Genomic DNA, 15,973 nt, shown 5'->3' with positions numbered 1-15,973 from the left:
CAGAATAAAGGGAACCCGCGGGCTCCCTTATTTGTTTAAAAAAAATAGGGCTGACTCACTTTTGAGACAGCCCCTTTCTTTTAGTAAACATATGGAATTTTAAAGTTACCGTTTGTACTAAAGTAAAAAGGGAAAACCGATGGTTTTCCCTTTTTGTGCCCCTAAAAATACTGTAAAAATTAATTTACAACTGCTAGATACAAATCTACAATTATTTTTATTTGTGCAGGAAATATTTACGTTTAAAAGATGCTTAAGTATAGATGAACAGAATGTTTGTATAGATAATTGGCTAATTTTTATTCATCTTCTCTATTCTATAATGGTATTAAAATAAAAAAGGGAAAATCTGGTAGATTTTCCCTTTTTTGCCCCCAAAATATCGTAAAATTTAAATTTTACTAATGCTATTTGATATCAAAAGTATAGACAAATTATAGACGCTACAAATATTTTAGATAAAACGCATATATTTCAGCTGAAATACAAAAATTAGTACAAAAATGAATACTATTATTAATAATTTAAATAAATACCTGATAAAAATAAAAAAGGGAGAATCGGTCTGATTCTCCCTTTTTTGCCCCCAAAATATCGTAAAATTTAAATTTTACTAATGCTATTTGATGTCAAAAGTATCGCTAAACTATAGACAGGGCAAATATTTTAGACAAAGAGCAGCAAAACACGACCAAAAACATGTTTTTAACGTTTCTTTAAGAAATTAAAGCTTAATAAGCCCTTGCATCATTGCCCTCATAAAAATTAATAAACGCTTTATTTACCACGCGGTTCCCCCCCGGTGTAGGATAATCTCCGGTAAAATACCAGTCACCAAGATTTTTAGGGCAGGCCTTATGCAGGTCATCCACAGTTTGGTAAATAATCTTTACTTCAGCCTCAACATCATCAGAGCTTAGTAGCTCGGCAATTTTGGCCGAAACCTCTTTATCTGTAAACGGGGCATAAATTTCTTTTACATAATTTACAATCTTTCCATCGGGTAAATGTGCCTGGCTCTTACATTTTTCATATACTTCAGTCACCACGCTTTCCATACCACGATCTTTAAGCAGCTCCACGGCTGCTTTAAAAGCCACGAGCCCTTCAAGGCGTGCCATGTCTATACCGTAACAGTCCGGGTAGCGTATTTGAGGCGCTGATGATACTACAACAATCCGCTTAGGCTTTAAGCGGTCCATCATTTTAATAATACTCTTTTTAAGGGTAGTACCCCTTACTATAGAGTCGTCTATAATAACAAGGTTATCTTCAGGTTTAATAACCCCATAAGTAACATCATATACGTGGGCTACCAAATCATCCCGGCTGCTGTCTTCAGTAATAAAAGTGCGTAATTTGGCATCTTTTATCGCTATTTTCTCAGTGCGTATTTTAACCGATAGCAATTCTTTAAGCGTTTGTTCGGTAAGGGTATGTCTGTTTTCTAAAATCTCATTATTTTTCCTGTCATTCAAAAAATCCTGAGCCGCCTCTACCATCCCGAAAAACGAAGTCTCAGCTGTATTGGGTATATAAGAAAACACAGTGTTATCAGTATCGTTATCAATGGCCTTAAGCACCTCGGGCAAAACCAGCCGGCCCAGTTCTTTACGCTCTTTGTATATTTCGGCATCGCTACCCCTCGAAAAATATATCCTTTCAAAAGAACACGCTTTTTTACTTTCAGAAGGTATAATTTCTGAAACCTGTATGTCACCACTCTTTTTAATGATGATCGCATGCCCGGGGTCAAGCTCCTGCACATCGTCAAAATCAACATTAAACACGGTTTGTATCACCGGCCTTTCCGAAGCCACAACCGCTATTTCGTCATCAACATAATAATACGCCGGGCGTATACCTGCCGGGTCGCGAAAAACAAATGCATCGCCATGCCCAAACATACCAGCCATAGCATAGCCGCCATCCCATTGTTTAGAAGCGCGTTTTAGTATTTTAGATACGTTAAGCCTTTCTGCTATTACAGGCGAGGCCTCCCGTTTACTATATCCTTCATTTTTGCAGTCTCTGTACAAAGCCGTTACCTCATCATCCAGAAAATGGCCTATTTTTTCCATTACAGTCACTGTATCAGCCAGTTCTTTTGGGTGCTGCCCCAACTCTACCAGGCTGCTAAACAATTGCTGCACGTTGGTAAGGTTAAAGTTACCGGCTACAATAAGGTTACGGTGCATCCAGTTATTTTGCCTTAAAAAGGGGTGAACACTTTCTATACTATTTTTACCAAAAGTACCATAGCGCACATGGCCCAAAAATACTTCGCCTAAATAAGGCAGCTGCTCTTTTTGCAGTGCCACATTATTAGCATACTCCGGGTGTGCCGCCATTTCTTCGTTTATACGGCCGTTTATCTGTGTAAAAATGTCCTGTATGGGCTGTGCCTGGTTAGAGCGTATACGGCTAATATAACGCTGCCCCGGGTCTACATCAAATTTAATACTGGCAAAACCGGCGCCATCCTGGCCGCGGTTGTGCTGTTTTTCCATCAACAGGTACATTTTTTGTATACCGTAAAAAGCAGTGCCGTATTTTTCTTTATAGTATTCCAGTGGCTTTAACAGTCGCAGTAGTGCTATACCGCACTCGTGTTTTAAAGCGTCGCTCATAGTGTTGTGTTGTTGTTATATATTAAAAAAAGCCCCGTAATGAGGCCTGAATTTTTATTCTTCATCTTCATTATCATCTCCCAGCGAAATATCAAATTGGGTGAGTGCCTTAAACTGTTGCAGGCGTTGCAATACCTCTTCTTTTTGCAGGCGTTCCATACGCTGTGTACCAAATTCTTCTACACAAAACGATGCCATGTTAGAACCGTATATAATGGCATTCTTCAGGTTTTTAAACGATATGTTTTCGCTTTGGGTTATATAGCCTGTAAAGCCCCCGGCAAAAGTATCTCCGGCCCCCGTAGGGTCAAAAACCTCTTCAAGTGGCAAAGCAGGCGCAAAAAACACCTTTTTATCATGAAACAATAACGCTCCGTGTTCACCTTTTTTAATTACCACATATTCCGGCCCCATTTCATGTATTTGGGCAGCTGCCTTAACCAGGCTGTATTCTCCTGTAAGCTGGCGTGCCTCCTCATCATTAACGGTAATCACATCTACACGCTTAATAACCTGTAATAAATCATCCAGCGCACAGTCCATCCAGAAATTCATAGTATCCAGCACCACAAGTTTAGGCTGTGCCGTTAGCTGGTCTAAAACACTGGTTTGTATCAGCGGATGCAGGTTACCCAGCATCACCACATCGGCATCTTTAAAATTTTCCGGCACAACCGGGTTAAAGTCGGCCAGTACATTTAATTGTGTGTCTAATGTATCGCGGCTGTTAAGGTCGTTATGGTAGCGGCCGCTCCAAAAAAAAGTTTTGCCGCCTTTAACTACTTCAAGCCCGCTGATGTCAATTCCCCTGTCAGAAAGAAGGTCAAGATATTCTTGTGGAAAATCTTCGCCAACTACCGATACAATAGCCGATTGTAATTTAAAGAATGAAGCCGACAGGCCTATATAAGTACCGGCGCCGCCCAGTATTTTATCTGTTTTGCCAAAAGGTGTTTCTATGGCATCAAAAGCTACGGTTCCTACAATCAGTAATTTGTTCATAAACAGGTATTAATTTGAAGGCGCAAAGATAATGTATAACTATGAGAGTAGCAATATGGCAAACATCAATTTAAGTTATTGCATTATAAGCGTTTTCTTTGTTTAACGCGTTTTTAACACCGTACTAAATTTTAACGCAATGCTGTTGCCGTATGGTATTGATTTGTATTTTTACACTTCAAATTTCCCACAGCCCCATGAAATTTACCAAACGGAAAGGAAAACAAACCCTTGAAAATTTTTTCAGATTAAACTTTGAAGAAAATAACTTGTGGGAATACAAGGCAGATGAAGTAGATATGCTTGCCGATTTGATTGACCTTATCCGTCCAAAATATCCGGTACTGCCCGAAATGGTTGATATTAGCGATTTATTGAATTTGCTAAAAACAAATGAGCGGTACAGTATGGGTTTTTCTCTTTACCTTAAGAATATACTAAAGAATAAAAAATTCAGTAAAATAATTACTGACGCCGATATATTAACCGATACCGACTTTTTCTTTGAAGTACGAAAGCGGTTATTTGCCAAACTAATACCCGACCAGCCCAAGAAAGACACCTTAGAATACATATTAAACCAGGTGTTTTTTGTAAAAACAGATCCTATATGGGTAAATAAAATACCTATGGAGCAGCTGGAAGAACTTTACAGCCTGCTGCGTTTCCGGTCAGTATACATATCCAGCGAGCCTAAAAGCCCCCTGGCAGAACTGCTTTTTGCAATGGAGGTGCTGATACACCGTATTGCAGGGCGCGCGCTGGAAACTGATGTTATTGAAATGGTGCCGGAATATGAAAACCTGGAAAGCCCTTTTTTAGCCATACAAAAAGAGTTTGGGCAAATTACCGAAAAGCTGCTGGAAGAAAAACGCAATTATGTATTGCCCGATGATATAGGATACCGGCAAATTATGGTATTGCATAAGCAATGTACCGAATATGTGCGGGTAGCCTTTAAAAACAGCGAAAAATTTGGTATTTCGTTACGGGTAAACCAAAACCTGCTGCGCATAAGGCAGCAATTAGAGCGTTTAGGCACATTACTACCCCTTTTGGTTATTGAAAAACCCGAAGAGGCTAAAAGTGACTCTATTACCCTTGCTAAAAACCTTATAGCGTATAACTGTGCTAAAAACAATGTGCGAAACCTTATAAATGAAAGTACCCAGCTTCTTTCATACGAAATAACTCAACATACAGCCAATACAGGCGAAAATTATATTACCCGAGACCGTACAGGCTATTTTAAAATGTTTTGGGCATCGGCCGGCGGTGGTATTATAGTAGGGCTGGCCTGTATTATTAAGGTGTTTCTTTCTATGATGGATACCAGCGCTTTTGGCCATGCCTTTTTTTACAGCCTTAACTATTCGCTAAGTTTCATCATGATTTATGTTTTGGGCTTTACCCTGGCTACCAAGCAGCCCGCCATGACAGCCAGTGCACTGGTGCGCGCCCTGGAGTCTGACCGGAAAAACACCGCGGTAAACGTAGATGAAAAACACCATGCTTTTGCCGAATTTTTTGCGCGGGTTTTCCGTTCGCAGTTCATTGCTTTTGTAGGTAATGTACTCGTGGCATTTCCGGTAGCATTATTGGGTATATGGGCTATAGACTTAATTTTCGATTATAACCTGGCGCTTACCAAATGGTACCATCTTATAGAAGACCTTAGCCCTGTGCACAGCCTTGCCATTTTTCATGCCGCCATAGCAGGGGTATTCCTTTTTCTATCGGGTATTATAGCAGGCACGGTAGCCAACCGGGATAAATACCGGCATGTATATTACCGCATACAGGAGCACCCGCTTATTAAAAAAAGCTTTGGGCGTATAAGGGCACAGCAACTCTCAAAATTATATGAAAAAAAATGGGCGGGTATTATATCTAACTTTTGGTTTGGTGTATTTATGGGCAGCACCGCTTCTATTGGTATATTTCTGGGCCTTGATATAGATATACGCCACATTACCTTTGCAAGCGGCAACCTGGCACTGGGGCTTTATGGCGCCAATTTTAATGTTGCCCCGGCTATGCTGGCCTGGGGCATAGTGGGTATTGTAATAATAGGCCTGGTAAACTTTTTAGTAAGTTTCGGGCTTTCTATGGGGCTGGCCTTCCGCTCGCGCAATATCCCTTTTTACGAATTAGGTCCTATAACCCGCGCAATATGGAAGTATTTTAAAGAAAAACCGTCGGCATTTTTCTTTCCCAATTTCCGCAAAACCGCCAATAACCCACCCGCTGCCCCCGCGCCGGAGACACCTGATACCGACTTAAAAAAATAAGCTGGAGTTTTTAGGCAAATACGCTAATTTTACGGTATGGAAAGCACGCAGCGCAAAATCATACATGTAGACATGGATGCTTTTTATGCCTCTGTAGAGCAACTGGATAACCCGGAGTTGCGCGGTAAAGCCTTAGCTGTAGGAGGTGGCTCCAGCCGTGGTGTGGTATCTGCCGCCAGTTACGAAGCCCGTAAATTTGGTGTGCGCAGTGCCATGAGCGGTTTTTTGGCAAAAAAACGCTGCCCACACCTTATTTTTGTAAAACCACGCTTTGAACGTTATACCGAAATATCAAAAAAAATACGCAGCATATTTTTTGAATATACCGACCTTGTAGAACCCCTCTCTCTTGATGAAGCCTACCTTGATGTAACTAAAAACAAAAAAGGCAACCCCAGCGCTACACTTATTGCTACTGAGATTCGCCGGCGTATTTTAGAAGAAACGGGCTTAACGGCTTCTGCAGGGATTTCAATAAATAAATTTATTGCCAAAGTAGCCAGCGATTATAATAAACCCAACGGCCAGAAAACCGTAAACCCCGAAGAAGTATTGCCGTTTTTAGAGGAGCTGCCCATTGGCAAATTTTATGGTGTAGGCAAGGTAACTACCGAAAAAATGTACCAGTTGGGCATTTTTACCGGTAAAGACCTGAAAGAAAAAACCGAGGCATACCTTACGGAACATTTTGGAAAATCGGGTAGCTATTATTATAATGTTGTACGCGGTATACACAACAGCGAAGTAAAACCGCACCGCATAGCCAAATCGGTAGGGACAGAACATACGTTTTTTGAGAACCTGGTATCAGAGGTATTTATGCTCGAAAAACTGGAAGACATTGCCAATGAGCTGGAACGCAGGATTAAAAAGAAAAACATTTCCGGCAAAACAGTAACCCTTAAAATAAAATATTCTGACTTTATCCAGCAAACGCGCAGTAAAACCCTGCCCTATTTTATATCTGATAAAAGCCTGATACTGGATACGGTAAAAGAATTGCTTTTTCAGGAAAAGCCAAAAGAATCGGTAAGGCTGTTAGGTATATCGCTCTCTAACCTGAATACCGAGGTAAAACAAGGGGAACAAAAAGCGGTAGCGGTGCAGCTTAAATTTGAATTTTAACGCAAAAAGGCCACCTGAAATCAGGCGGCCTCTTAAAGAATAAAACGTAACGTATAACTTATTTTTTTGCAGGACGTGCTTTTCTTGCCGGTTTTGGTTTTCCTTCAACAGCCGGGGCTTCGGCAACCGTTTCCGGTGTTACCTCCGATGCCGTTTCGGCAGGAACTTGTTCCGCGTTGGCCTCGGTAGTTTCAGGTGTAGCTTCGGTTTCATTTACTTCTCCCTCAAAAGCTTCAATAAATATCTCCTCGGTTATTTCATTTACAAAGCGGATGTCTTTAAAGCTTACCTCTAAAAGTTTACCTGTTTTTGCATCTTCTACAAGGGCATAAAATTCTTCTTTCCCTTTTTTGTCTACCACGGAACCCCAAAGGTGAAAATAGCCTGATTTTGTTTTGGTTTTGGTTGCTGTTTTTTTACCTTTTTTTACTTTCTCTGTAACGGTAAATGCTACCGGCCTTAAGTCTTCCCTGTTCATATTGACTAATGTAAATTAATTAACTATAATTTTACACAAAATTAACTTACAGGAAATGAAAAAATACAATTTCAATGTTAAGTCTTTCATTCTCAGTAAAAACTTAACATTGAGACTGTTAATTTATTGATTATCAATATATATTTTATAACTAATCGCAAAAACTATACGTATTGCGTTTACAGGTTTTACCGGTACTGATTATAGTATGTGCCTGCATTTTTTCGCCTGCTAATACCTGGCTAATAAATTTCACGGTTTCTTCCGGTTGTATAAACAACTCGGCACTGTACTCGTGCCCACCGTTACAATAGGTAAAAAGTTGGGTATTGCCGTTTAGCTCAATAATTTTATTGTAGATGGAATATGAACCGAAGAGCATCAGCCAGCCACTGCTATCGGTAGGGCACAGGTGGTGGGCTGCGGTACCGTAAGGCACAGTAGGGTCGCAACTACCATGAAAAAACATTACCGGTATCAGGTTCTTTTCAGTAATAAGGTTAATATCCATAATGGCACCCGAGCCTGAAATCATACCCGCATATTTAAAATCGTTCGACAGTTTTTCGTGGTAAAGCGCCATCAGGTCGCGGTCCCAAAAAGCCGCATGCAATACCGTTTCTGCCCCGGCCGAACTACCCGAAATAAATATCTTATCAGTATCTATATTATACTTTTCACTATTTTTAATGAAGAACAGCGTGGCCTGCCATAGCTGGTTGGCCGCAATACGAAACGCTTTTACTTTTTCGGTAAGTATGCCGTCGCAACTAAATTTTTTACCTTTCATATACAGCGTATAACTAATAGTAGCCGCGGCATAACCGTTTTTAGCAGCCTCGCGGCACACGGTATAACCGTCCTGGCGCTGCCCCCCAGCAAAGCCGCCGCCGTGTACATGAATAAGCAATGGTAGGTTCTCGGCACTTTTGGTTTTAGGCAAAAATAAGTCCAGCTCCAGCTTAGTGCTGTCGTTTACAAAATAGGTGAGGGTTTTAAAGTCCTGTGCGTTGGTTAGTGTTATGGTAAATAATGCAAGTAGAGCAAAAAGTTTTTTCATTTCAGTTTTATAATAGGTTTGGATGCTGCAAGGTAACGAAAATCAGCAAGTTTTTTATGTGTGTTTACCCTGCCCCACAACAAAAAAGGAGAGATTATAGCCTCTCCTTAATACATAAACTCTAATTATATATTACAGCTTGATAAATTTATCAAAATTCGCTTTGGTGGTTTCATAGTACATTTTATTTAAATCAGGTTTAAGAAAATCAATATCCTCCTCTGATTGTATTACAAACCTTAATTTATCTTTATATTGTTTGTAATATATAACCAACTCTTTCATAAAATACCGGTCTCCTTCCTTCATAAATTTATATAAATCCTTAGCAACAGCTTTTAAATCTAAAGATGAGCTAGGAGTTAAATAATTTATTCTGTTGCTATACAGAGTTTTAATTTTTATCTCATGATTTTTATCAGACTCCAAATTTTTAAGTTTTTCAAGCTCATTATTGTCAAAAACATAGTATGTAATAATATCTTGTGGTGTCCATCCTTCTTGTAATGATTCATATTTATAATAACCCTCCTTGCCTTTTTTTATAAGGATGGTATAAGTAGAATCATTTATTGTTACATCATACAAACCCATATAGGTGAAGTTTTCTCTGTTTTCACCTAAAGCATAATACTGATAATCCATAAGGGTTTTGTCTTCTCCAGATAAATTCCAAGGAATTCTGTTTTTACGGGACAGCCACTCCCCATCATCATTTTGAAGCCATCCTGTTGCTTCTGTGATTTTCCCTTTAGATACAGGATTGATTGTTGGCACGGTGGCATTTACTCTTTCCTGCGCATTATTAGTTAGAGGAATAAATATAAGTAACGCTAATAAGTACATTTTTTTCATATAATTGGTTTTTGAATTTAACCGCTAATATAGATTTAAATTGCTAATAAACAATTTATTTTTTATTAGCAAATTATTATTTGTGTGATTTAAATAAAGGCAGGAACAGAGCAGGAAGTAAAAATATCATTAATTTTCCCGGATATATTATCGTTTCTCCCATCGCTTAAAAAAAATCCTTACATTCGCAAATTGATTTTTTTAACGCAAGTTACACAGCTATAATGAGTATGAAGTTTACTGAATATAAGGGCCTTGACCTGCCAAAGGTAGCAGAAGAGGTACTTGATTTCTGGAAGAAGGAAAATATTTTTGAAAAAAGCGTTACTACCCGCCAGGGGAAACCACAATATGTATTTTATGAAGGCCCGCCAAGTGCAAACGGCCTGCCGGGCATTCACCACGTTATGGCCCGTGCCATTAAAGATATTTTTTGCCGATACCAAACCCAAAAAGGCTTTCAGGTAAAGCGTAAAGCCGGATGGGATACCCACGGCCTGCCGGTAGAACTGGGTACCGAGAAAGAACTGGGCATCACCAAAGAAGATATAGGCACTAAAATTTCGGTAGAAGAATATAACGAGGCCTGTAAGCGCACAGTGATGCGTTATACGGATGTATGGAACGACCTAACCGAAAAAATGGGCTATTGGGTAGATATGGATGACCCATACATTACCTACAAACCAAAATACATGGAAACGGTTTGGTGGCTGCTGAAACAGATTTATGACAAAGGCCTTATATACAAAGGCTACACCATACAGCCCTATTCACCAAAAGCGGGTACTGGGCTAAGCAGCCACGAGGTAAACCAGCCGGGTGCCTACCGCGATGTTACCGATACTACCATAGTAGCGCAGTTTAAAACCATAGCTGACACACTGCCAGAGGTATTTAAAGGCTTTGGCGAAGTAGATTTTATGGCATGGACTACAACCCCGTGGACACTGCCAAGCAACACGGCTTTAACTGTTGGGCCAAAAATTGACTATGTACTGGTAAAAACTTTTAACCAGTATACATTTGAGCCAATAAATGTAGTGCTGGCAAAAAACCTGGTAGGTAAGCAGTTTAGTGGTAAATACTTTGAAAGCGCTGAGGATGCAGATTTTACAAACTACACCGAAGCAGACAAAAAAATACCCTATAAAATTTTAGCCGAGGCCAAAGGGTCTGACCTTGTTGGCATACGCTATGAGCAGCTATTGCCGTTTGTACAGCCGTACCAAAATCCGGAAAATGCCTTTAGGGTAATTGCCGGCGATTTTGTTACTACCGAAGACGGTACGGGTATAGTACATACCGCGCCTACTTTTGGTGCCGATGATGCCAAGGTAGCTAAAGAGGCCACACCCGAAGTACCGCCGATGCTGGTGCTGGATGCCAACGGCAACCCGGTACCACTGGTAGACCTACAGGGTAAATTTACGGAGCATTTGGCACACCTTGACAACCCTGCCGGAAATGCACTGGAGCTTGCCGGTAAATACGTTAAAAACGAATATTACGATAAAGACGAAGCACCACAGAAGTCGGCTGACGTTGAGATAAGCATCTATCTTAAGGAGAATAACAAAGCCTTTAAAGTAGAAAAATATGTACACAGCTACCCACATAGCTGGCGTACTGATGAGCCGCTTTTATATTACCCCTTGGATAGCTGGTTTATAAAGGTAACTGATGTTAAGGAAAAGATGTTTGACCTTAACGAAACCATCAACTGGAAGCCAAAGGCTACAGGGGAAGGGCGTTTTGGCAACTGGCTTAAAAATGCTAACGACTGGAACCTTAGCCGCTCGCGCTACTGGGGCATCCCGCTGCCTATATGGCGCACGGAAGACAAAACCGAAGAAATGATTATAGGCTCTGCCGAAGAGCTGTACAATGAAACAGAAAAGGCAATAGCCGCAGGTTTTATGGCAGAGAATCCTTTTAAAGGTTTTGAGCCGGGCAACATGAGTGAGGAAAACTATGCTAAAATAGACCTGCATAAAAATGTAGTGGATGCAATAACGCTGGTTTCGCCATCGGGCAAACCAATGCAACGCGAAGCCGACCTAATAGATGTGTGGTTTGACAGCGGCTCTATGCCGTATGCACAATGGCACTATCCGTTTGAAAACAAAGAACTCATAGACAACCATGAGGCATTCCCGGCAGATTTTATTGCTGAGGGGGTAGACCAGACCCGTGGCTGGTTCTATACTCTACACGCCATTGCTACCCTTGTTTTTGGGGAGGTAGCCTATAAAAACGTGGTGAGCAACGGTTTAGTACTCGATAAAAACGGGCATAAAATGAGTAAGCGCCTCGGTAATGCGGTAGATCCGTTTACTACCCTTGCCGAATACGGCCCCGATGCTACCCGTTGGTACATGATAAGCAATGCCAACCCCTGGGATAACCTTAAGTTTGATATAGAGGGCGTGGCAGAGGTGAGGCGCAAATTCTTTGGTACGTTATATAATACCTATTCATTCTTTGCGTTATACGCTAATATTGATGGGTTTACCTATGCCGAAGAGGAGGTGCCGCTAAACGAAAGGCCAGAGATAGACCGCTGGATATTGAGTGAGCTGAACACGCTTATAAAAGATGTTGACAGTTTTTATGCCGATTATGAGCCTACAAAAGCAGCCCGGGCTATAAGCGATTTTGTACAGGAAAACCTGAGTAACTGGTATGTGCGCCTGTGTCGCCGCCGTTTTTGGAAAGGCGAATATGCCCCGGATAAAATAGCCGCCTACCAAACACTATATACCTGCTTAGAGGCAGTGGCCAGAATAAGTGCACCTATAGCGCCGTTTTTTATGGACAGGCTTTATAAAGATTTAACACAGGCTTCACAAAAAGAAGCACATGGGAGCGTACATTTGGCGCGGTTTCCAGAATATGCTGAAAACTTTGTTAATAAATCGCTGGAGAGCAGGATGCAAAAGGCGCAAACAATATCATCGCTGGTACTTTCATTACGAAAAAAGGAGAGCATAAAAGTACGCCAACCCCTGCAAAAAGTAATGATTCCGGTACTTGACGATAAATTAAAAACAGAGATTGAAGCCGTTGCAGAACTGATTAAAGCTGAGGTAAATGTAAAGGAAATAGCGCTTTTAGACGATGCTTCGGGCGTATTAGTAAAGCAGATAAAACCTAATTTTAAAGCCTTAGGGCCACGTTTTGGAAAAGATATGGGGCTGGTTTCTAAAGAGATACAAAAATTCTCACAAGAACAGATAACCGAAATAGAAGCCAAAGGCGGTATAGATATTGTTATTTCAGGAAAAAATATTAATTTGACATCGGAAGAAGTAGAGATTTCTTCGCAGGATATACCGGGCTGGCTGGTAGCAAATGCAGGGGCATTAACCGTAGCGCTGGATATAACCATAACAGATGATCTTAGAAAAGAAGGCATTGCCCGCGAACTGGTGAACCGTATACAAAATATGAGGAAAGACAGCGGTTTTGAAGTTACTGACAGGATAACTATTTACCTGCAGGACAACGGCATACTTAAATCAGCGGTAGAGGCAAACGAAGAGTATATAAAGTCTGAAACCCTTACTGATGATCTTATATTTAATGAAGCGATTGATAATGGAACCGAAATTGAATTTGATGGTATAAAAACTTTAGTATTAATCTCAAAATAGATTGAAAAATGGTAGATGAGCAACAAATAAGGTATTCTGATGCAGACCTTATGGAATTTAAAGAATTGATCACAAAAAAAATTGAAAAAGCAAAAGCTGATTTAGATCTTATCAGGAGTGCTTACATGAATGACCTTAACAATGGCACCGATGATACGTCGCCAACGTTTAAAGCTTTTGAAGAAGGCAGCGAAACCATGTCTAAAGAAGCCAACTCGCAACTTGCCATCCGCCAGGAAAAGTTTATACGCGATTTAAAAAATGCCCTTATAAGGATTGAAAACAAAACCTATGGCATTTGCAAAGTAACCGGTAAGCTTATTAATAAAGACAGGCTTAAGCTGGTACCCCATGCTACAATGAGCATTGAGGCTAAAAACATGCAGCGATAATATTTGGACACCTCTTTTTAAGGGGCCTTATATACTACCATAATACCAGGTTATTAGTGCTATAACTTGTAGCAGGCTTATTGCCTGCTTTTTTTTATAAATGAAAACCACGGCCCAAATTTTTATTTATTATATATTTGGCAGCCTTAGCCTGATATATTTTAAGAAATTAAGCTATTTTTGCGGGTAAAATTTTAAAAATGTCTTTAAGAAAAGCCTATCTTATTGTAATTCTTGTGCTGATTATAGACCAGCTTTCTAAAATATACATAAAAACACATTTTCTGCTTAACGAAAAGGTTGAAGTATTAAGTTGGTTTAAAATCTACTTTATAGAGAATGAAGGTATGGCATGGGGCGCAGAGCTACCGGCCTGGCTGGGGGGTAAACTTACCCTTACACTTTTCAGGATACTGGCTGTGGGCGCTATTGGCTGGTGGCTGCACGATTCGGTAAAAAAACACCTTTCCCCCTATCTTATTGTAGCAATAGCGCTTATTATGTCGGGCGCATTTGGCAATATTATAGACTCTGTTTTTTATGGCGTAATTTTTAACGAAAGCGGCCCTGTACATTATCAGGGAGCGCAAACCGCAACACTTTTTGCAGAAAACCCCTATGGCAAATGGTTTCAGGGCCGGGTTGTAGATATGCTTTATTTTCCAATTATTACTGATGCCACATGGCCGAGCTGGGTGCCTTTTGTAGGTGGGCAGCAGTTTTCTTTCTTTAATGCTATTTTTAATATTGCCGATACTGCAATTTCTATAGGCGTGGGCATATTAATAGTATTTAATAAAAAAGCATTTGCAAAGAGTTAACAGTTTAGTTTACAGTTAACGGTTTTCAGTTTACAGTAAATTGTATCCTCAAAACGTGTATGTTTTGTGTGGTGTTATACAATAGTCCAGCGGTATATCGGTTTTATCATGGGGTATTTTACCCTCAAATACTTCAAAAAAAGACAAGCCTATTTTTATAACACCAGGTTTGCATTCTGCCAGAAAACGGTCATAAAAACCCTTGCCATACCCCACGCGTTGCCCGTTATCATCAAAAGCAAGCAGGGGCACAAACACCACATCAATTTTACCGGAAGGCACTTCAATGCCATCAATCGGCTCAGGAATGCCATAAGCGCTCTTAATAAGCTTAGTATTATCTGTTAACAGGTAGTGCACCATACGGCAGCTTTCAAAATCAGAGCGTGAAACTACCACTTCTTTATCTTTACCGGCCAGTATATTAAGTATAAAATCGGTATGTACTTCTTTTTGCTCCTCCATAGTTAGAAACAGGTGATAATATATGGGCTTATCCCAAATATCAAGCTGTAACAGCCTGTTGGCAATATCAAGACTTTTATCCTCAATTTGTGTTGTACTCAATTGCTGCCGCAGGTTTTTATACCTCTGGCGAAGTTCTTTTTTGGTCATGGGTATTTTCTTCTTCATCGGCAAATGCTACTGGAATCATAAGTTTTTTAGAAATATGAAAAATAGCATCGCCCTGGTACACAATAGGGGCATCATTACTATTAATAATATAACCGGTATGCGGGGCTTTTACATCGTGCTCAAATTTACCAAACGGATCGGTAATACAGGCAATAACCTCGCCTTTTTCTACCAGTTTGCCTACCGGAGTAGTGTTTTGAAATAATCCGGAATATGTGGCTCTAACCCAGTCAGACCGCTCAATGTATACAGATGGCGCCGGAGCTTCCTTTACCTTCTTTTTAGGGTTAAGCATATCCAGGTAGTTTAAAAAACGCTTGGTGCCACGCACGGCTTCCTGTGTTACATCATTATTTATATCTAACGATTTTCCCCCTTCGAAAAGTAATATTTTAACTCCCATCCTGCCGCAGGCGCTCCTAAAAGAACCTGCAATGTTTTTAGAATATAGCGTAAACGGGGCATTAAAAATATCGGCAAGATGTTTCAGGTCTGGGTTGTTGGGCACAATACGTATTTGCGGAGCATTAAAGCGGCTTGCGCCCCCTGCATGGTAGTCAATACAATAATCAACATTGGGCAACACCTCTTTAAGCAGGTGCCAGGCAAAGCGGGCTGCCAGTGAGCCGCGCGGGCTACCGGGAAACACCCGGTTAAGGTCGCGCCCGTCAGGAAACTCCCTGCTGCGGTTTACAAACCCAAATATGTTTATAACCGGTATGCAGATAATAGTGCCCCGCTTGGGTTTATTTATCTTCCTAACAATAATCTGGCGCACAATCTCGGTGCCATTTATCTCGTCGCCGTGCAGGGCGGCTGTAAACAATACCACAGGGCCTTCTTTTTTAGCGCGTTCTATAATAATGGGTACTTTAAGCTTACTCATAGTATGCAGCCGTGCAATTTCCATGTTTATGGTTTTACTCTGTCCCGGCAATACTATTTCACCAAAAATTTTAATCTCTTTGTGGGCCATAGGCTAAATACTTAAATCAATAACTTTAATTGCAGAAAAACCATATTTACT

Annotated in this window: 12 protein-coding genes; 5 read left to right on the top strand and 7 right to left on the bottom strand. The window is 40.5% G+C overall.

Annotated elements, in window-relative coordinates:
• Window positions 1-731: 731 nt before the first annotated feature.
• Window positions 732-2,630: an amidophosphoribosyltransferase gene (locus tag ABS766_RS12520; protein ID WP_408085520.1), complete on the bottom strand. Its 1,899-nt coding sequence runs from the start codon at window positions 2,628-2,630 to the stop codon at window positions 732-734.
• A gap of 54 nt (window positions 2,631-2,684) precedes the next feature.
• Window positions 2,685-3,632 carry a PfkB family carbohydrate kinase gene (locus ABS766_RS12515; protein ID WP_408085519.1) on the bottom strand — a complete coding sequence of 316 codons (948 nt, stop codon included), beginning with the start codon at window positions 3,630-3,632 and terminating at the stop codon, window positions 2,685-2,687.
• 197 nt (window positions 3,633-3,829) lie between these two features.
• On the opposite strand from ABS766_RS12515, the gene ABS766_RS12510 reads away from it, so the two are divergent.
• Complete coding sequence (locus ABS766_RS12510) at window positions 3,830-5,923, top strand: site-specific recombinase (RefSeq protein ID WP_408085518.1); 2,094 nt, start codon at window positions 3,830-3,832, stop codon at window positions 5,921-5,923.
• A gap of 36 nt (window positions 5,924-5,959) precedes the next feature.
• On the top strand, window positions 5,960-7,048 hold the full coding sequence (gene dinB, locus ABS766_RS12505; protein ID WP_408085516.1) for a DNA polymerase IV: 1,089 nt from the start codon (window positions 5,960-5,962) through the stop codon (window positions 7,046-7,048).
• 58 nt (window positions 7,049-7,106) lie between these two features.
• On the opposite strand, the gene ABS766_RS12500 is transcribed toward dinB, so the two are convergent.
• The 3 genes from ABS766_RS12500 to ABS766_RS12490 all read right to left on the bottom strand — a co-directional run bounded on the left by ABS766_RS12500 (window position 7,107) and on the right by ABS766_RS12490 (window position 9,441).
• Complete coding sequence (locus ABS766_RS12500; RefSeq protein ID WP_408085515.1) at window positions 7,107-7,526, bottom strand: hypothetical protein; 420 nt, start codon at window positions 7,524-7,526, stop codon at window positions 7,107-7,109.
• 151 nt (window positions 7,527-7,677) lie between these two features.
• Window positions 7,678-8,586, bottom strand: coding sequence for an alpha/beta hydrolase (locus ABS766_RS12495; RefSeq protein ID WP_408085514.1), 909 nt, complete (start codon window positions 8,584-8,586; stop codon window positions 7,678-7,680).
• A 132-nt stretch (window positions 8,587-8,718) separates the two neighbouring features.
• On the bottom strand, window positions 8,719-9,441 hold the full coding sequence (locus tag ABS766_RS12490; RefSeq protein ID WP_408085513.1) for a hypothetical protein: 723 nt from the start codon (window positions 9,439-9,441) through the stop codon (window positions 8,719-8,721).
• A 224-nt stretch (window positions 9,442-9,665) separates the two neighbouring features.
• Between ABS766_RS12490 and ileS the strand changes: the two genes are divergently transcribed.
• From ileS to ABS766_RS12475, 3 genes are all read left to right on the top strand, one after another.
• Window positions 9,666-13,097, top strand: coding sequence for an isoleucine--tRNA ligase (ileS, locus tag ABS766_RS12485; RefSeq protein ID WP_408085512.1), 3,432 nt, complete (start codon window positions 9,666-9,668; stop codon window positions 13,095-13,097).
• A gap of 8 nt (window positions 13,098-13,105) precedes the next feature.
• Complete coding sequence (locus ABS766_RS12480; RefSeq protein WP_408085511.1) at window positions 13,106-13,489, top strand: TraR/DksA family transcriptional regulator; 384 nt, start codon at window positions 13,106-13,108, stop codon at window positions 13,487-13,489.
• 200 nt (window positions 13,490-13,689) lie between these two features.
• Window positions 13,690-14,310: a lipoprotein signal peptidase gene (locus ABS766_RS12475; RefSeq protein WP_408085510.1), complete on the top strand. Its 621-nt coding sequence runs from the start codon at window positions 13,690-13,692 to the stop codon at window positions 14,308-14,310.
• A gap of 48 nt (window positions 14,311-14,358) precedes the next feature.
• On the opposite strand, the gene ABS766_RS12470 is transcribed toward ABS766_RS12475, so the two are convergent.
• Window positions 14,359-14,925: a 5-formyltetrahydrofolate cyclo-ligase gene (locus ABS766_RS12470; RefSeq protein WP_408085521.1), complete on the bottom strand. Its 567-nt coding sequence runs from the start codon at window positions 14,923-14,925 to the stop codon at window positions 14,359-14,361.
• Window positions 14,894-15,922, bottom strand: a complete 1,029-nt coding sequence (locus ABS766_RS12465; protein WP_408085509.1) for a succinylglutamate desuccinylase/aspartoacylase family protein — start codon at window positions 15,920-15,922, stop codon at window positions 14,894-14,896. Before ABS766_RS12465 ends, ABS766_RS12470 begins: the two co-directional genes overlap by 32 nt.
• Window positions 15,923-15,973 lie beyond the last annotated feature (51 nt).

This window comes from Flavobacterium rhizosphaerae (assembly GCF_046000445.1).
GTDB lineage: Bacteria > Bacteroidota > Bacteroidia > Flavobacteriales > Flavobacteriaceae > Flavobacterium > Flavobacterium rhizosphaerae.
This window is presented reverse-complemented; position numbering and strand designations above follow the sequence as displayed.